15 protein-coding genes are annotated in these 17,100 nt (G+C 74.3%); 7 read left to right on the forward strand and 8 right to left on the reverse strand.

Annotation, left to right across the window (positions count from 1 at the left end; all coding sequences use genetic code 11):
* The first annotated feature begins 1 nt into the window (after position 1).
* The 3 genes from CP974_RS02465 to CP974_RS02475 are packed head-to-tail and all read left to right on the forward strand — an operon-like array spanning position 2 to position 2,534.
* On the forward strand, positions 2–694 hold the full coding sequence (locus CP974_RS02465; protein ID WP_051838837.1) for an acyl-CoA dehydrogenase family protein: 693 nt from the start codon (positions 2–4) through the stop codon (positions 692–694).
* Positions 670–1,833 carry an acyl-CoA dehydrogenase family protein gene (locus tag CP974_RS02470; protein ID WP_031128079.1) on the forward strand — a complete coding sequence of 388 codons (1,164 nt, stop codon included), beginning with the start codon at positions 670–672 and terminating at the stop codon, positions 1,831–1,833. Before CP974_RS02465 ends, CP974_RS02470 begins: the two co-directional genes overlap by 25 nt.
* A complete protein-coding gene (locus tag CP974_RS02475) occupies positions 1,830–2,534 on the forward strand; it encodes a 4'-phosphopantetheinyl transferase family protein (RefSeq protein WP_051838838.1) in 705 nt (234 codons plus the stop codon). The genes CP974_RS02470 and CP974_RS02475 overlap by 4 nt, the downstream gene beginning before the upstream one ends.
* Here CP974_RS02475 and CP974_RS02480 read toward each other — a convergent pair.
* The 3 genes from CP974_RS02480 to CP974_RS02490 are packed head-to-tail and all read right to left on the reverse strand — an operon-like array spanning position 2,500 to position 5,427.
* Entirely contained in the window at positions 2,500–3,561 is a 1,062-nt protein-coding gene (locus tag CP974_RS02480; RefSeq protein WP_031128081.1) for a glucose-1-phosphate thymidylyltransferase, read from the reverse strand. The genes CP974_RS02475 and CP974_RS02480 overlap by 35 nt on opposite strands.
* A 37-nt stretch (positions 3,562–3,598) precedes the next feature.
* On the reverse strand, positions 3,599–4,810 hold the full coding sequence (locus CP974_RS02485; protein ID WP_031128082.1) for an MFS transporter: 1,212 nt from the start codon (positions 4,808–4,810) through the stop codon (positions 3,599–3,601).
* Positions 4,804–5,427, reverse strand: a complete 624-nt coding sequence (locus tag CP974_RS02490) for a D-glycero-alpha-D-manno-heptose-1,7-bisphosphate 7-phosphatase (RefSeq protein WP_051838839.1) — start codon at positions 5,425–5,427, stop codon at positions 4,804–4,806. Before CP974_RS02490 ends, CP974_RS02485 begins: the two co-directional genes overlap by 7 nt.
* A gap of 250 nt (positions 5,428–5,677) precedes the next feature.
* Here CP974_RS02490 and CP974_RS02495 point away from each other — a divergent pair, with 250 nt between their 5' ends.
* Positions 5,678–6,112, forward strand: a complete 435-nt coding sequence (locus CP974_RS02495; protein ID WP_031128084.1) for a sugar 3,4-ketoisomerase — start codon at positions 5,678–5,680, stop codon at positions 6,110–6,112.
* Positions 6,109–7,218, forward strand: a complete 1,110-nt coding sequence (locus CP974_RS02500; RefSeq protein WP_031128085.1) for a DegT/DnrJ/EryC1/StrS family aminotransferase — start codon at positions 6,109–6,111, stop codon at positions 7,216–7,218. Before CP974_RS02495 ends, CP974_RS02500 begins: the two co-directional genes overlap by 4 nt.
* Before the next feature lie 56 nt (positions 7,219–7,274).
* Here CP974_RS02500 and malQ read toward each other — a convergent pair whose 3' ends face one another.
* The 3 genes from malQ to CP974_RS02515 form a co-directional block, all read right to left on the reverse strand.
* Positions 7,275–9,410 (reverse strand): 4-alpha-glucanotransferase, encoded by a 2,136-nt coding sequence (gene malQ, locus CP974_RS02505; protein WP_051838840.1) that lies wholly within the window; start codon positions 9,408–9,410, stop codon positions 7,275–7,277.
* Positions 9,411–9,441: 31 nt separating this feature from the next.
* Positions 9,442–11,586, reverse strand: a complete 2,145-nt coding sequence (locus CP974_RS29950) for a glycogen/starch synthase (protein WP_031128087.1) — start codon at positions 11,584–11,586, stop codon at positions 9,442–9,444.
* 208 nt (positions 11,587–11,794) lie between these two features.
* Positions 11,795–12,217, reverse strand: coding sequence for a secondary thiamine-phosphate synthase enzyme YjbQ (locus CP974_RS02515; RefSeq protein ID WP_031128088.1), 423 nt, complete (start codon positions 12,215–12,217; stop codon positions 11,795–11,797).
* 63 nt (positions 12,218–12,280) lie between these two features.
* Between CP974_RS02515 and CP974_RS02520 the strand changes: the two genes are divergently transcribed.
* Positions 12,281–13,405, forward strand: a complete 1,125-nt coding sequence (locus tag CP974_RS02520; protein WP_031128089.1) for an NAD(P)-binding domain-containing protein — start codon at positions 12,281–12,283, stop codon at positions 13,403–13,405.
* Between the two features lie 12 nt (positions 13,406–13,417).
* Here the strand turns inward: CP974_RS02520 and mltG are convergent, their stop codons facing one another.
* Positions 13,418–14,287, reverse strand: coding sequence for an endolytic transglycosylase MltG (gene mltG, locus CP974_RS02525; RefSeq protein ID WP_031128090.1), 870 nt, complete (start codon positions 14,285–14,287; stop codon positions 13,418–13,420).
* Positions 14,288–14,525: 238 nt separating this feature from the next.
* The gene (locus CP974_RS02530; protein WP_031128091.1) at positions 14,526–16,469 is read right to left on the reverse strand and encodes an ABC transporter ATP-binding protein; all 1,944 of its coding nucleotides are present in this window, start codon (positions 16,467–16,469) and stop codon (positions 14,526–14,528) included.
* A 177-nt stretch (positions 16,470–16,646) separates the two neighbouring features.
* Here CP974_RS02530 and CP974_RS02535 point away from each other — a divergent pair, with 177 nt between their 5' ends.
* A complete protein-coding gene (locus CP974_RS02535; RefSeq protein ID WP_031128092.1) occupies positions 16,647–17,096 on the forward strand; it encodes a MarR family winged helix-turn-helix transcriptional regulator in 450 nt (149 codons plus the stop codon).
* Positions 17,097–17,100 lie beyond the last annotated feature (4 nt).

Below are 17,100 nucleotides of genomic sequence, written 5' to 3' on the forward strand. Positions count from 1 at the left end.
GGTGCCGCAAGCCCTGGCCGGGCCTCCGGCACTGGAGGAGACACTGCACCGGGCCGGGCACGCGGCGGCGAGGTCGCGGGGCCTGGTCCCCGCCCTCCTGCTGCTGCACACCGGGCTCGGCGAGGGAATCGCCGTCCGCGGGGCGCGGGGATGGGTCGTCGCGCCTACGCGGGTCACCCGGCGGCTGTGGAGCGGCGAGGGGTACGTCGGCCTCCCGGCACAGGACGCCGTGGAGGCCACCCCCGCCGTCCTCGACGGCCTGGGACTGACGGTCCTGCACTGCCGGAGGCCGGGGCCCGCCGCCTCCGGACCGGCGTACGGGGCCTGGCTCGCGGCCCTGGCCTGGACCCGGCTCGGCCACTCCCGTCACCTGCTCGACCTGGCGGTGGCGCATCTGGGCCGGCGCACCTTCGACGGCGCCCCGCTGCTGCACCGGCAGCTGGTCCAGGGCACGCTGGCCGACGCGGTCGTCGCCCACCTGGAGGCCGAGAGCGCACTCGACGGCGCCGCTTCGCACCGTGCCGCCCTGGCGGAAGCGCACACCCGGATCACCGCCGTGGACCGTGAACTGGTCCGCCTGTTCGGGGCCGCCGGATTCACGGCGGACGGACCGGGCCGCTCGGCCCACGCCTCGGAACTGCTGGCCGACGTCTACGCGGGAGGGACACCGTGCACACGGACGACGAGCGCCTGACGCCCCTGCGCGGGCAGGCCCGGGAATGGGCGGCGGACATCGAGCCCCACATCGCCGCGCTGGACCGCGACCCCGGCACGGTGGCCCGCCTGATCCACCTGCCGCTGCTCTCCCGGCTCGCCACCCTGGGCGTCCCGCCGGAGTACGGGACGCCGCCGCTCACCGTCGGCGGACGGCGCTACCACCTGCGCACGGCCCTGGAGAAGGCGGTGTTCTTCGAGGAGGGCGCACGGGCCGACCTCGGGCTGCTGTTCTCCGTACCCGGCCCCGACATGTCCGGCACCCTGGTGGACGCCCTCGGCGACCGGGCCCAACGGGACTGGTTCTACGGCCGTCTCCTTCAGCGTCCGACCTGGACCTGCTTCGCGATGACGGAGGCGGGGCGGGGCTCCGACGCGGCCCGCATGTCCACCACGCTCACCCGCGCGCCGGACGGCGGCTCCCTGGTCCTCACCGGCGCCAAGCGCTATGTCGGCAACGCCGTCCGCGCCGGTGTCGCCGTGGTGTTCGCCCGCTTCGCCCCCGGTCCGCTGGGCATCCGGGCCGTCCTGGTGGACACCGCCTCGCCCGGCTTCTCGGCGGAGCACGTCCCCACCCTCGGCCTGCGCTGCCTGCAACTCGGTGCGATCACCCTGGACGCGGTCGAGGTGCCCGAGGACCGTCTGCTCGGCCGTCACCTCCCCGCCGTCCGGCAGGGCATGTGGGGCTGGCTGCGCACCTTCAACACCTGGCGTACGGTGATCGCCGCCATGGGCGTGGGCGCGGCCGCCGCGGCCCACGCCTACGCCCTGCGGGAGCGGCCGGCGGCCACCGGCGCGGACCGGGAGCACTGGGACGCGCTGGCCCGGCGCATCGGGGCCGTCCGCGCACTGACGTACCGGGCCGCCCGCGCGGTGGACGACGACCCCGCGGACGGCGAACTCGCCTCGGCGGCGAAGCTCACCGCGGCCCGCCTCGCCGACGACCTCTGCCGTGCGGCGCTGCACCGGCTGGGCCCGGCGGCCCGTCTCGAACACCCGCGGCTGGACAAGATGGCCAGGGACGCACAGGGCCTTGAGCTCATGGAGGGCACGGCCAACGTGCAGCGCCTCGCGGTCTTCGGCGCCCTGGTGCGCGGCGGGGGCGCGCGGCGCCCGTGACAGCCGCCGTCGACGAGGTGCACCTCTGGCACTTCCGGCTGGATCTGCCGCCCGGCGCGTACCTCGCCCTGCTGGACCCACGGGAGCGCGTCCGCCACGCGGCCCGGCCCCGTGGTCCGGGCCGGGACCGTTACGCCGTGGCGCACGGCACCAAGCGGCTGATCCTCGGAAGCCGCCTCGGCCTGCCCCCCGCGCGCGTCCCGCTGCGCGTCGGGCGCTGGGGCAAACCCGAAGTGGCGGGCTCCGGGCTCCGGTTCAGCCTCGCCCACAGCGGGGACCGGGCACTGCTCGGCGTCTGCGGCCACCGTGAGATCGGCGTCGACGTCGAGCGTCCCCGGTCCGGTCTGGACCCCGTGCGCTTCGCCGCCCGCTGGTTCCGCCCGGAGGAGGCCGCCCGGGTGGCCGAAGCCGGACCCGCGGACCGGTGGGGCGAGTTCCTCAGGCTGTGGACCCGCAAGGAGGCCTGTGTGAAGGCGGCCGGGGGGCGGCTCGCCCAGAGCCTGACCCTGCCGGTCGGCCACGGCCCGCACACCGTGGCGGATCCCTCGGGACGGCTGCCGGGTTCCTGGTGGGTCGACGACGTCCAGGGCCCCGAGGACTGCACCGCGGCCGTGGCGCTGGCCGGCACCGCGCCGTTCCGCCCGGTCCCGCACGCGTGGGAGCCGGTCACACGTGGACCTGGCTGTGGTCCCCCAGGATGAGCTGGTGCGCCACCGGTCGGCGCCGCGCGGACGTCACCATGACCTCCCGGCCGATCAACGACGACTCGACCCGTCGCACCCCCTCGAGCCGGGCCCCGGTCAGCACGATCGAGTCCTCGATCTCGCTGTGCCGCACCTGGCAGCCCTCGGCGATCGAGGCGTACGGGCCGATGTGCGAGTCGCTGATGACGGACCGCGCGCCGATGACGGCGGGCCCGACGATCCGGGAGTTCAGCACCCGCGCCCCGCGCTCGACGACGACCTGGCCGACCAGCTCGGAGGAGTCGTCGACCTCGCCCTCCGTCCGCGCCCGGCTGGTGTCGAGGACCGTCCTGTTGACCTCCAGCATGCCGACCGCGCTCCCGGTGTCCTTCCAGTAGCCGGTGAGCCGGGTGGCGCGCACGACACGGCCCGTGCCGACCAGCAGGCCCAGCGCGTCCGTGATCTCCAGCTCGCCGCGCGCCGAGGGCCGGATGGCGCGTACGGCATCGTGCACGGCCGGGGTGAAGACGTACGCGCCGACCAGGGCGAGGTCGCTCCGGGGCCGCTCGGGCTTCTCCTCCAGCGCGGTGACCCGGCCGTCGGCGCCGACCTCGGCGACCCCGAACGCGGTCGGGTCGGGCACCCGCGCCAGCAGCACCTGGGCGTCCGCCTCACCGGCCCGGAAGTCGTCGACCATCTGGTCGATGCCGTCCTGGATGAAGTTGTCGCCGAGGTACATCACGAAGTCGTCGTCGCCCAGCCACTCCCGCGCTATCAGCACCGCGTGCGCCAGACCGAGCGGCGTCTCCTGCGGCAGGTAGGCGACGCGCAGCCCGAACGCGGAGCCGTCGCCGACCGCGGCCCGGATCTCCCGGGCCCCGGCGCCGACGACCAGTCCGACCTCCCGCACCCCGGCCGAGGCGATGGCCTCCAGGCCGTAGAAGAGCACCGGGCGATTGGCGACCGGCACGAGCTGCTTGGCGAAGGTGTGGGTGAGGGGCCGCAGCCGGGTACCCAACCCTCCCGCGAGGACGAGTGCTTTCACTGGGTGACTCCCGCCACGACGGTTCGGACTTCGGTGACTACGACGGCTGGGCGACGGATTCCGGACGGGAAACCGCGGAGCGCAGGCGCGGGAATCCGGCGAGCGCCACGACCAGGGCGAGGCCGGCCGCCGTACCGGGCAGCCAGTAACCCGCTTCCGGGCCGAACCGGTCGATCGTCCAGCCGCCGCTCGCCGAGCCCAGGGCGATGCCGCCGAGCAGTGCGGTGGTGGTCATGGCCATGCCCTCGTTGATCTGGCCGGCGGGCACGATCTCCTGGAGCAGGCTCATGCTGATGATCATCGTGGGCGAGGAGGCCATGCCGGCCACGAACATCAGCCCGACCAGCGAAAGCATGCCTTCGGCCAGGACCAGCGGCAGCATGCACACCGCCATGCCCGCGAGCCCCAGCAGGAAGTGCCTGCTGGTCTCCCCGCGCAGCGTCACCAGACCGAACAGCAGGCCGGCGATGGCCGATCCGACGGACTGCAGCGCGAGCACCACGCCCGCCGCGCTCTCGTGCCCGAGGTGCTCGGTGTAGGCGACGGTCACGACCTCCAGGGAGCCGAAGATCGTACCGGTGAACAGGAAGGTGCTGATGATGACCTGAAGCCCCTTGTTGCGCCACGGCGAGACGACGGTGCCCTCGTCCGGCGTCTCCAGCGGCGGCTCGGTGCCGCGCTGGGCGGCGAAGAGGCCGGTTCCGACGAGGGTCAGCGCCGCCGCGACCAGCACGCCGGCCGTGGGCGAGAGGCCGGTGCACAGGGCCACCGCCAGGATCGGGCCGACGATGAAGCACACCTCGTCCAGCACCTGCTCGAAGGAGTTGGCGGTGTGCAGGGACTGCTTGTCGTCGCGGTAGATGTGTGCCCACCGGGCACGCACCATGCCGCCGGTGTTGGGAGCGGTGGACAGGATGCTCGTCGCGAACAGGGTCCAGTCCGGGGCGTCGTGGTGGGCGCACAGCACCAGGGCGACCGAGCCGATCGAGGAGATCACGACCGCGGGCACCGCCACCCTGGCCTGGCCGTACCGGTCGATCAGCCGGCTGATACGGGGCACCAGCACCACGGTGGCCGCCATGTCCACGGCCGCGACCGTGCCGGCCAGCAGATACGAGTCGCGCAGCGTGGCGATCATGATGACGGTGCTGACGCCGTACATGGACAGCGGCAGCCGGGACAGGAAGCCCGTGACCGTGAAGGCCACGGTCCCCTTGGGGGTGAACAGACGGCGGTACGAGGCTAGCAAGGGGGAGATCTCCTAGTGATCCGTGTGAGCTGATGGTCCTGGTCTGCGGCAAGGGGTCCGGCGGACCGCAGCGCGATCTCACGCAGCGCGTCCGCGGTGTCGGCGGCGCACACGTCCGGCCGGGGGCCCTCGGGGGTCCTCCGCATCGCGGCGGGCCCGACCAGCGCCGTACGGCAGCCCGCCCGCAGCCCCGCCTCGACATCGGTGGGAAAGTCCCCGACCATCCACGACCGGCCCAGATCCAGGCCCAGTTCCCGCCCGGCGCGCAGCAGCATGCCGGGCGCCGGCTTACGGCACGCACAGGCCACCGACAACTCCGGCACGGTGCCGTCGACGTGGTGCGGGCAGACGTGGATCGCGTCCAGCGCGACGCCCGACGCGGCGAGCAGCGCCCGCAGGTGGACGTGCATGGCGTCCAGCGCCCGCCGGTCGAACAGACCACGGGCCAGGCCGGACTGGTTGGTGACGAGGACGAGTGCGTACCCCGCGTCCCGCAGCGCGCGCAGCGGGGGAGCGACTCCCGGCCGGAGCACCAGGTCCTCGGGGCGGCGCGGATAGTGGCGGGGCTCGGTCAGGGTGCCGTCGCGGTCGAGGAAGACCGCCGCCTTGGTCGTCATGTCGCGCAGTCCACCCGTTCCCCCAGACACGAAAAGCGGTGCGTCCCCTCCCGCGAGGTGATCGAGCGGAAACGCTCCGGCGGATGAGTGCCGCGAGACTATGAGCCGCTCGTCAGCCGCCGCAACCGACCGTTTCGGGTATGGCCCTTAGGCCACCACTTAGGCCGCGCCTTGTGCTCCAGACCCCGCGCCGGACCGCCCCGACAATGACCGCACCGGCCCTGGGGCAGACGAAGGGAGTGCGCACACCGTGGAAACGCAGCAGCGCGTCGGCACGGTCGGCTCGTGGTGGACGGTGAGCCTGCCGCGCCACACCGACGGCCGCGGCAGTCTCTCCGCCGTCGAGGCCGACAAGGCACTCGGGTTCGAGATCCGGCGGGTGTACTACCTGTACGACGTGCCCGGCGACGCGGTGCGGGGAGCGCACGGCCACCGCCGCCTCGAACAGCTCCTCGTCGCCGTGCACGGCAGCTTCCGGATCACGCTCGACGACGGGTTCTCCCGGGACACCGTGGTCCTGGACGACCCTGCCCGCGGCCTGCGCGTCGGCCCGATGGTCTGGAGGGAGCTCACCGGCTTCTCCCCGGGCGCGGTGGCGCTCGTCCTGGCGTCCCGGCCGTACGAGGACGACGACTACTACCGCGACCACGACACGTTCCTGCGCGAAGCCAGGAGGCAGCCGTGAAGGTGCCCTTCCTCGATCTGCGGCCCGACTCCCTGGGCCTCGCCTCCGAACTCGACGACGCGGTCCGCCGGGTGGTCGCCTCCGGGCGGTACCTGCTCGGCCCCGAGCTGCGCGCGTTCGAGGCGGAGTTCGCCGCCTACTGCGAGAGCGCCCACTGCGTGGGCGTCGGCAGCGGCTTCGACGCGCTGGAGCTGACGCTGCGCGCGCTCGGCATCGGAGCCGGGCACGAGGTGATCGTCCCGGCGCACACCTTCATCGCGACCTGGGGCGCGGTGGCCGCCGCCGGCGCGGTTCCGGTCCCGGTGGAGCCGGACGGGTACACCGCGTGCATCGACCCGGCCCGCCTCGACGCCGCGGTCACCCCGCGCACCCGGGCGATCATGCCGGTGCACCTCTACGGCCATCCCGCCGACCTGGACGCCGTGCACGAGGTGGCCCGCCGGCACGGCCTGCACGTCGTGGAGGACGCGGCCCAGGCGCACGGCGCCCGCTACCGGGGCCGCCGGGTCGGCCACGGTGCCACGGCGGCGGCGTTCAGCTTCTACCCGGGCAAGAACCTGGGCGCGCTGGGCGACGGCGGCGCGGTGGTCACCTCCGACCCCGAACTGGCCGCCCGCATCTCGCTGTTGCGCAACTACGGCTCCCGCGAGAAGTACCGGCACGAGACCGTGTCCCGCAACGCGCGGCTCGACGAGATCCAGGCGGCGGTGCTGCGTGTCAAGCTCGGGCACCTGGACGAGTGGAACGCGCTGCGGGCGAGGACGGCGGACCGCTACCTGACGGAGCTGGCCGGTCTGGACGACCTGGCGCTGCCGACGACCGCCGAGTGGGCCGAGCCGGTCTGGCACCTGTTCGTCGTGCGTACGGCCCACCGGGCCCGGCTCCAGCGGCGGCTCGCCGAGGCGGGGGTCGAGACCCTCGTCCACTACCCGGAGCCGCCGCACCTCTCCCCCGCCTTCGCCGACCTGGGGTGGGCGCCCGGGAGCCTCCCCCTGACCGAGCGGCTCGCCCAGGAGGTCCTCAGCCTGCCGATGGGCCCCCACCTGACGCCGGAACGGACGGACCGGGTGATCGCCGCGGTCCGCGAGAGCCTCGGGGCGAGCTGAGGGGTCACGGTCCCGTCCACCTCCGGCGAGCCCCTCGTGGTGCTGGTGAGCCCCCGTCAGTCGCCCTCGGACAGCAGCGCCGCCACCTCGGCCGCCCCCGGCGCCGTCATCAGCCGTTCGAGGGGAACCGCCCGCCCGGCGGAGTCCGCCAGGGGCCAGCGCCAGCACGGGTAGCCGGAGCGGACGCCGGGGAGGTTCTGGGTGCGGAGATCACCGACGGTGTCGGGAAGCCAGACGCAGACCAGCCGGGCGGGGGTACGCAGCAGGAACCGGTGGAAGGCGGCGACCACCGGGGGCAGACCCCGCTCGGCCGAGGAGGCACCCTCCCGCCCCGTCGCCGGGGGCAGCGCCCAGCCCTCGCCCGGAGGCGGCCCGTCGGCCGGCAGCAGCCCCTCCCGGTCCAGCGCGGCCAGCCACTCGCGGATCTGCGCGAGTTCGGCCGTCCGGTACTCCTCGACGGAGCCGTCCCGGAGGCCGTGGCGGTGCAGCATCTCCACATGGGCGCCGCTCAGCCTGGCGGTGGTCGTCGGCAGATCGTGGTTGGTCAGCGCGGCCAGGCAGTTCTCCCGCCACAACGGCGCCGGCAACGGCCGATCCGCTGCCCCGGTGTCCCCGGTGTCCCCGGTGCGCTCCAGCCACAGCACCGAGGCGCCGAGCACCCCGCGCTCGGCGAGCCGCTCCCGCACCCCGGCCTCGACGGTGCCCAGGTCCTCTCCGATCACCGCCACCCCGGCCCGGTGCGCCTCCAGCAGCAGCACGCCCAGCATGGCCTCCCAGTCGTAGCGCACATAGGTGCCTTCGGGGATCGGCACGCCGTCCGGGATCCACCACTGGCGCCACAGGCCCATCGCATGGTCGAGGCGCAGCGCGCCCGCGTGCCGCATGACGCCCCTGAGCAGCCGGGCGTACGGGGCGTACCCCTCCTCGGCGAGCCGGTCCGGGCGCCAGGGCGGCAGGTGCCAGTTCTGGCCCTGCGCGGTGAAGGTGTCCGGCGGGGAGCCCATCACCACACCGGCTGCCTGCAGCCGCCGCAGCGCCCAGGACTCGGCCCCGCGGGGGTGCGCGCCGACCGCGAGGTCGTGGATCACACCGACCGCCATGCCGGCGGAACGGGCGGCCCGCTGTACGGCGGCGAACTGCTCATCGGCGATCCAGGCGGCCCAGCGGCGGAACTCCACCTCCTCCGCGTAGCGCTCCAGCCCCCGCGCGGTGGCCGGGTCGCGCAGTTCCTCCGGCCAGGTGGACCAGTCCGGCCCATGGGTGTGCGCGAGCGCGCACCAGGTGGCGAAGTCGACGAGGTCCTGCCCTTCCCGCTCGACGAAGGCCCGGTACGCCGCGTGCCGTTCCGCGCTCGGCTCCACCCGGTGCAGCAGCCGCAGCGCGGCCAGCTTCACCGCCCACACCGCGTCCCGGTCGATCAGCCCGCCTTCGCCCAGTGCCGCCTCGCGCAGGGCGGCGGACCGCTCCACCAGCTCCGCCATCGCCGCGCGATCCGCGCCGGCCAGCGCGCCGTACTCGGGGATGCCGGTGATCCGGACGTGCACCGGGTCGGGGAACCGGCGCGTGGACGGCCAGTAGGGGGAGTGGTCGGAGAACGTCGCGGGCAGCAGCGCGTGCAGCGGGTTCACCAGGCAGAATCCGGCCCCCTCGGCGGCGGACCAGCGCACGACGTCCGCCAGGTCGGCCAGGTCGCCCATACCCCAGGAACCGGCCGACAGCAGGGAGTAGAGGTGGGCGGCGAATCCCCATTCCCGCCGCTCCGGCCCGGCGATCCGGTCCGGTACGACGATCAGCGGCGCCTCGGCGCTCCGGGCGCCGTGCCGCACGTGCAGCCGGTGGTAGCCGAGCGGCAGGTCGGCGGGGACGCGACGGCCGGATATCGCCCGGGTAGCGCCGCCCTCCAGGACGACACGGGCCTCGGCCCCCTCCGGCAGGTCCAGCGGGGCGGGCACGGCGGGCCGGGAGATCACACAGGCGGGAAGCAGCCGGGTGGCGGTCAGCCGCCGGTGGGCGGCGAGGGAGGCGGCGACGGCCTCGGGGGTGGCGGCGTCGACGTCCAGCGCGGCAAGGACGGCGACGACGGTACGCGCGGGCACGTCGACACGGTGGCCCTTCTCGGTCAGGTACCAGGTGTCCACACCGTGTGCACGGGCGAGTTCGGCGAGGTCCTCGGACAGGGGTGAGGTGGGCACGGTGGCTTCTCCCAGGGAGGTCGGACGGGGCTCAGAGGGGGGTGACACGGGCGGCGGAAACCGTGTCCCAGGCCGATCGGCCGTACGGCAGGGTGAGCAGGAGGACCAGCGGGGTGTCCTGGTACGGGCCGGGGAACGTGGCCCGGAAGACGTGGTCCGCGCGCTCCGCGACCAGGGCGAGATGGCCGTCGGGGCCGGGGAGGAACATCTCCACCCGCTCGGCGAGCGGGAACCGGTACTCGGCCGTCCAGGAGCCGGGGCCCCGGCGCACGGCCAGGCGTTCGCGCACGGTGGCCGCCAGGTCCTCGTCACCGAGGTGGTGGGCGAGCGCGGCGCAGTCATCGAAGCGGGCCCGGTCGTAGGCGTGCCGGAACGCCTCACGCAGCAGCGCGGCATCGTCGGGAGCCTCGCGCAGCAGGACGTCCGCCGCGCCCGTGGCGACGGCGGTCCGTACGAGAAGGTCGCGGTCGGCGGCCCGCGCGGTGTCGTCCAGCCGGTCGTACCAGCCGCGCGCGATCAGCAGGGGCACGGGTACGGACCGCGCGAGCTCCCCGTGCTCCACCAGCCGCAGGAAGGCCGCCTCCCGCAGCGCGCCGCTGCGCGCCCAGGTGAACCGGCGGGCGCGGGCACGGGCGTTGCCGGACAGCCGCCGGTACTCGGACCGGTCCCCGTGGAACAGGCTGATGGCCTCCTCGAGCCGGCGGACCAGGGCCGCGCGCAGCACCTCGTCGTCGGTGCGGAAGGAACGCGGCACCGCGAACCCGGTCGCCTCCGGCTCGCGCGGATCGAAGGACTGCCCGAAGTGACGGGTGACCTCCTGCCCGGTGGCGATCGGCACCGCCCCGCAGGCCATGGCCTCGCCCTGGGCGATGAGGAAGGTGTCCTGCTCGTACTTGCCCGGGAAGACGCAGAAGTCGGACGCCGCCGCGTGCCGGAAGAGGGTGTCCTCGTCGACCATCCGCCAGTCGAGATGGATCCGCCCCGGGTGCCGCGCGGCGATCTCCGAGAAGAAGGCGTCCCCGCTCCCCTCGTGGGGCCGGGCCGCGGTACCGAGCGAGAAGCGCAGCAGGAAGTTGGCGGCGCCGCCCGCGGTCAGCACCTCGTCCACGGCGCGCATCAGCTCCAGCTGCCCCTTGTGCTCCACGGAGTAGCGGGCCGCGTGGTAGAAGGTCGGCAGGTCCGGGTCCAGGCCCAGGGAGGCGAGCACCGCCCGCCGGTCGACCGCGGCGGGGTCCCGGGCGAACCAGCTCTCCGACATCGCGCAGCCGCCGACGAAGAACTTGTGGGCGTTCTCCCGGATCACCCGGGAGACGGCCAGCCGCCGGAAGTACGCCTCGAAGGGCGTGCCGTCGAAGGTGGTGTACGTCTCGGCCTGGCCCTCCACCATGAAGTCGACGGCGTCGGCCTGGTCCACCGTCAGCGCGTACACGCACACATCACCGGGGCCGGCCCGACGGGACGCCCGGACCGACGCCAGGTGATCGCGCATGACCCGTCCGGGCAGGTCGTCCTCGGCGAGCGGCACGTCGGTGCAGCGGTCCAGGTCCGCCTCGGCCCCCAGCAGCCTCAGCACCGCTTCCACCTGCGGCCGGTACACCTTCAGGTCCACCGGCATGTTCGTCGCCACCGTGCTCACCACCGGGCACCCGGGATCGGCCCGCAGCGCGGCCGGGACCACGTAGTGATGGACCGGCTCATACGCCTGCACCACATCGGCGCCGGCCCCGAGGAAGGCCCTGACGAACCGGACGCCGTCGGCCTGGAAGGCCAAGGTCTTGAAGTACGACAGATCCGCTCCCTCGGCGGACTCGTCCGGATAGAAGGTGTCGGGCAGCCGGTCGAGCAGATCGTTGGAGAGGAAGTACAGCTCGACCCCGTCCCGCTCCATCCGCAGGGCCGTGGTCCGCAGCGGCACGCCGGTCTCGGCCGGGAAGCCGGGCCAGACGGCGGGGTCCAGGCTCAGCGGGAGGACGTAGGAGTCGTGGTACTCCACGTCTGTGGCGCCGTGGACGGAACGCAGGTGGTCCGCGCGGCCGTGGGCGGGGGTGACGACGGACACCCGGTGACCGCGCGCGGCCAGCTCCCGGGCGGAGTGCCAGACGAGTGACGAGGTGCCGCTGCGCATCAGTGCGGCGTCGAACGCGCCCGCCTCGAAGGCCAAGTTCACCACGTGCATGCCCAGCTCACCTCATGACTCGCGCATCACCGGCCTCCCAGTCTGGGCCCGCGACCGGGCCGCCCAGCAGACCTCTTTGAGGTATGCCTGACCAGTCGGCTCCCCCGGACGGCCCGACGGGGTGGGCGCGCCTCGGCGGCCGGCGGCGCGCCGGCGAGTCGCGACGGCGCGGCCAAAGACCACTCCTGCGGTGAGGGCGGAGGCAGCCCTACCCGAGGAACGACAACCGCACCCGGCGGTCCGGGTTGTCCTTGTTGGTGTCGACCAGGCAGACCGACTGCCAGGTGCCCAGGGCGAGGCGGCCGGCGATGACGGGGAGGGTGGCGTGCGGCGGGACCAGGGCGGGCAGGACGTGGTCGCGACCGTGGCCGGGGGAGCCGTGGCGGTGCTGCCAGCGGTCGTCGGCGGGGAGCAGGGTGTGCAGGGCCGCCAGCAGGTCGTCGTCGCTGCCGGAGCCGGTCTCGATGACGGCGATCCCGGCGGTGGCGTGCGGGGTGAAGACGTTCAGCAGGCCGTCGCGGCCGGCTGCGGCCTCGTCGAGGAAGGCCGCGCACGCGTCGGTGAGGTCGTGGACGGTCTCCCGGCGCCCGGTGGTGACGGCCAGCGTGCGGGTGGTGAATGCGTCGCTCATCCCTCCATGGTGCCCGCTCGGCGGGGCGGGAAGATCCCCCGCCGCGTGGCCGTTGGGGGAAGCGTGGAGGACATCGACGTGGTCGTCGTGGGCGCCGGGCAGGCCGGGCTGTCCGCCGCGTACCACCTGCGGCGCACCGGACACCTGCCCGAGCGGGACTTCGTCGTGCTGGACCACGCGCCGGAGCCGGGCGGTGCCTGGCAGTTCCGCTGGCCGTCGCTGACGTACGGCCGGGTGCACGGGATGCACGCGCTGCCGGGCATGGAGCTGACCGGTGCGGACGCGGGCAGGCCCTCGTCCGAGGTGATCGGCGGCTACTTCGCGCGCTACGAGGCGGCGTTCGACCTGCGGGTGCACCGGCCCGTCGACGTGGCGGCGGTGCGGGAGGGGGACGGCGGGCGGCTGCGGGTCGAGACGTCCGAGGGCGTCTACGCGGCGCGGGCGCTGATCAACGCGACCGGCACCTGGGACCGGCCGTTCTGGCCCCGTTATCCGGGGCAGGGCGCCTTCCGCGGGAGGCAGCTGCACACGGCGGACTATCCGGGGCCCGAGGCGTTCGCGGGGCTGCGGGTGGTCGTGGTCGGCGGCGGGGCGTCCGGTACGCAGCACCTGATGGAGATCGCCGACGTGGCGGCGGAGACGGTGTGGGTGACCCGGCGCGCGCCGGTGTTCCGCGAGGGGCCGTTCGGCGAGGCCGAGGGGCGGGCGGCGGTCGCCGCCGTGGAGGAGCGCGTGCGGCGGGGGCTGCCGCCGCGCAGTGTGGTGAGCGTGACCGGGCTTCCGCTGAACGACGCGGTCCGGGACGCGTCGGCGCGCGGCGTCCTGGACCGGCGGCCGATGTTCGACCGGATCACCCCGACGGGGGTCGCCTGGGACGCCGGGCCCGGCGGCGGGGCGCGGTCCGTGGACGCGGACGTGATCCTGTGGGCGACCGGGTTCCGGGCGGCGGTCGGGCATCTGGCACCGCTGCGGCTGCGTGAGCCGGGCGGCGGCATCCGGGTGGACGGCACCCGCGCCGTGCGGGACGAGCGGGTGCACCTGGTCGGGTACGGGCCGTCGGCGTCGACGATCGGCGCCAACCGGGCCGGGCGCGCCGCCGTGCGCGAGGTGCGGCGGCTGCTGGAACGGGAACGGGCGGCCGGGGCCGCGGGGACGGCCGGGGCGGCGAGGGTGTCCGCGGCCGGCTGAGCCGCCGGGTGCTCAGGACGCGGCCGTGCGGCGGTTGTGGTTGAACTCCTCGACGTTGGCCAGGTGCTCGTCGTAGTCGGCGGTGAAGCGGGTGTCGCCCGGGGCGACGGTGACGAAGTACAGCCAGTCGCCCGGCGGCGGGTCGATCGCGGCGTGGACGGCCTGCTCGCCCGGGTTGCCGATCGGGGTCGGCGGAAGCCCGGCCACCGTGTACGTGTTGTACGGGCTCTCGATGCGGGTGTCGGCGTGCGAGGTGTCGAGCGTGGAGCGGTCCAGGGCGTAGTTGAGCGTGGAGTCCATCTGGAGGGGCATGCCGCGGGCCAGCCGGTTGCGGATGACCCGGGCGACCTTGCCCATGTCCTCCGCGGTGTCGGCCTCGGCCTGCACGACGCTGGCGATGGTGACCGTCTCGTAGAGGCTGAGGCTGCCGCGCTGCGCGCCGTGGGTGACCTTGCCCGTCCCGAACCGCTCCCCCGCCGTCGTGACCATGTAGCGCAGCAGTCCGCGCGGGGTGGTCGTCCGGTCGATCGGGTAGGTCGCCGGGAACAGGAAGCCCTCCGGATTGCCCTGGGCGGCGGACGGCAGGGCGAGCGGGGCGGTCTCCGCCTCCGCGCGGGTGGTGCCGGGCGGCACGCCGAGCGCCTTGTCCACGGCCTCGTAGACCTGGCCGGCCCGCCAGCCCTCGGGGATGAGCAGCGTCCGGGTGCTCTGCGGGGGCCGGCGCGGGGCGGGGGGCTCCCCCAGGAGCAGGAGCGGTACGAGGGTCCCGGCCCCGGCGAGGACGAGGACGCCGGCGATCAGGGTGACCCGCCCGCGGCGGGTCAGCCGGGGCCTTCGGGTGCGGCGGGAGCGGCGGGACGGCTGCGCGGAGTCGTACCTCATGCGGGCACGCTAACCCGCGGATCGCCGGAAAGTCTGCATATCAGACATGTCGTCCCGTATGACCGAACAAGCGAACGCTAGATCGGATGTTCGCCGAAACGTGTGGTCGTACGGGATGACGTGGCCCCAGCACCCCGCGGCGCGCGATGCTTACGGTGCGCAAGCGACGGGCTGCAGACCGCGACTGCGCAGTCCCACAGATGCACGACGCACAAGGAGAATCCCTTCATGGACCTCATCACCAACCTGCTCGCCGGTGTCCTCCACTTCGTGGGCTGGCTGGTCTGACGCTCGCTCCATCCGGCGCCGCCGCTCCCCCGTCCCACGGGAGCGGCGGCGCTTCCGCGTCCGGCCCCGCGCCCTCCGCCGCGCCGCCGGTCGCGTCCGTGCGCACGTCGCCGTGGACGAGGGCCGCGTACCGGCCCCCCTGGGCGAGCAGGTCGGCGTGGGAGCCGCGCTCCACGATGCGGCCGGACTCCAGGACGACGATCTGGTCCGCGTCGCGGATCGTGGACAGCCGGTGGGCGATGGTGATGGTCGTCCGGCCGGCGGACAGGTCGTCTATGGCCTGCTGCACGGCGTGCTCCGTGCGGGTGTCCAGGGCGCTGGTGGCCTCGTCGAGGATGAGCACGGGCGGGTCGCGCAGGATGGTCCGGGCGATGGCCAGGCGCTGCTTCTCGCCCCCGGAGAAGCGGTAGCCGCGCTCGCCGACCAGGGTGTCGTACCCGTCGGGCAGCGAGGCGATGTGGTCGTGGATCTGGGCGGCCTTCGCGGCGGCCTCGATCTCGGCGTCGGTCGCGTCGGGGCGGGCGAAGCGCAGGTTGTCGGCGACCGAGGCGTGGAACAGGTACGTCTCCTGGGAGACGACGCCCACCGCGCGGGCGAGGCTGTCGAAGTCGAGGTCCCGCACGTCGACCCCGTCGAGGGTGACGCGGCCGCTCGTCACGTCGTAGAGGCGGGGCACCAGGTAGCTGAGCGTGGACTTGCCGGAGCCGGTGGCGCCGACGACGGCGAGGCGGCTGCCCGCCGGGACGGCGATGTCGATGCCCTCCAGCGCGGGGCGGGCCGTGTCGTCCCTGTCGTAGTGGAACCCGACCCCCTCGAAGCGGACCTCGCCGCGGGCCTTCTCCAGCCGGACGGGCCGCTCGGGCTCCGTGATGTCGACGGGCAGGTCGAGGTACTCGAAGATCCGCTGGAAGAGGGCGAGGGACGTCTGGATCTGCACGCCCGTGGAGAGCAGGCTGACGGCGGGCCGGAAGAGGCCCTGCTGCAGGGAGACGAAGGCGACGAGCGTGCCGAGGGAGATGTCCGGCCCGCCCGCCCGGAGCGCGAGGCCGGCCGTCCAGTAGAGCAGCGCGGGCATGGCGGCCATGACGATGGTGACGGACGCCATCCGCCAGCGGCCGGCCATGGAGGCGCGGACCTCCAGGTCGACCAGGCGCTCGGACTCGGCGGCGAAGGACCTGGTCAGCGAGTCGGCGCGGCCCATCGTGCGCCCCAGCAGGATCCCGCTGACGGAGAGGGACTCGGTGACCGTCGCCGCCATGGCGGCCATCTGCTTCTGCCGCTGGGTGGTGATCGCCTTGCGCTCCCTGCCGACCCGCCGGCTGATCCACACGAAGACGGGCAGCAGCAGGAGCGACACGATCGTGAGCCGCCAGTCGAGCGCGAGCATCGCGACGACCGTGGCGACGACGGCCGTCACGTTCGACACGAGGGACGTGGCCGTCGAGGTGACCGTGGCCTGCATGCCGCCGATGTCGTTGGCGATGCGCGACTGGACCTCGCCCGTGCGCGTCCGGGTGAAGAAGGCCAGCGGCATCCGCTGGAGCCGGCCGTAGACGGCCGTGCGCAGGTCGTGCATGACGCGCTGCCCGACCGTGGTGGAGATCAGCGTCTGCAGGACGCCGAAGACGCTGGTCACCACCGCGGTGAGGATCATGCCGAGCGCGAGCAGGCTGAGCAGGCCCGTGCGGCCCTGCGGGATGGCCGTGTCCAGGATCTCGCGCAGCAGGAACGGGGAGGCGACCCCGACCAGGGACGAGGCGCACACCAGCAACCCGACGAAGGCGAGCCGGCCGCGGTAGGGACGGAAGAGGCGCAGGATGCGCCGGACCTGCGCGGGCGGCTGGTCCAGGTCGGGGGGTGGCGGGGTCCAGGTGGACTCGGCGTGGATACGCATGGGCTCCTTCCGGCCGGTCGGTCGCGTGCCCCGCGGGGCGCGCGGCACGCCCCCTCCGGGGCCTGCGGGACTTCGGGGTCCTCGGCGGCTTCGGACACCTCCGGGACCCTCGGGGACAGAGCATAGCTCACTGTTACCTATACTCACCATGAGCGTGGTCCTGATACGCTCCCGAGTATGAACGCACCCGACGTCGACGGCCTGCTCGCCGAACAGCTGCTGCGGCTCACCCGCCGGCTGCACCGCAGCCAGAAGCGGCAGCTGGAGGCCGCGGACGTCGCCATCACGCCCGCGCAGTCACGCCTGCTGCGCACGGTCGCGCACTACGAGAGCCCGCCCCGGATGGCGGACCTCGCCGAGCGGCTGGAGGTGGTCCCCCGCGCGGTGACCAGCCTGGTGGACGGGCTGGAGGCGAGCGGCCGGGTACGCCGCGCGCCCGATCCGGCCAACCGGCGCGTCGTCCGGATCGAGCTCACCGACGAGGGCCGCGCCACGCTGAAGCGGCTCAGGAGCGCGCGCCGGGCCGCCGCAGAGGACATCCTGGCCCCGTTGACCGCCGAGCAGCGGGAGGTGCTCGGCGGACTGCTGTCCGCTCTGGTCGACGGAGTGCCGGAGCGGCCCGCTTGAGCCG

The sequence above is a fragment of the Streptomyces fradiae ATCC 10745 = DSM 40063 genome, from assembly GCF_008704425.1.
Classification (GTDB): Bacteria; Actinomycetota; Actinomycetes; order Streptomycetales; family Streptomycetaceae; genus Streptomyces; species Streptomyces fradiae.

Coding starts and splice junctions, on each gene's coding strand:
- CP974_RS02490 (WP_051838839.1), bottom strand. CDS start 5,427: ATGACGACCAAGGCGGCGGTCTTCCTCGACCGCGACGGCACCCTGACC.
- CP974_RS29950 (WP_031128087.1), bottom strand. CDS start 11,586: ATGCACGTGGTGAACTTGGCCTTCGAGGCGGGCGCGTTCGACGCCGCA.
- CP974_RS02515 (WP_031128088.1), bottom strand. CDS start 12,217: ATGAGCGACGCATTCACCACCCGCACGCTGGCCGTCACCACCGGGCGC.
- mltG (WP_031128090.1), bottom strand. CDS start 14,287: ATGAGGTACGACTCCGCGCAGCCGTCCCGCCGCTCCCGCCGCACCCGA.
- CP974_RS02530 (WP_031128091.1), bottom strand. CDS start 16,469: ATGCGTATCCACGCCGAGTCCACCTGGACCCCGCCACCCCCCGACCTG.
- CP974_RS02535 (WP_031128092.1), top strand. CDS start 16,647: ATGAACGCACCCGACGTCGACGGCCTGCTCGCCGAACAGCTGCTGCGG.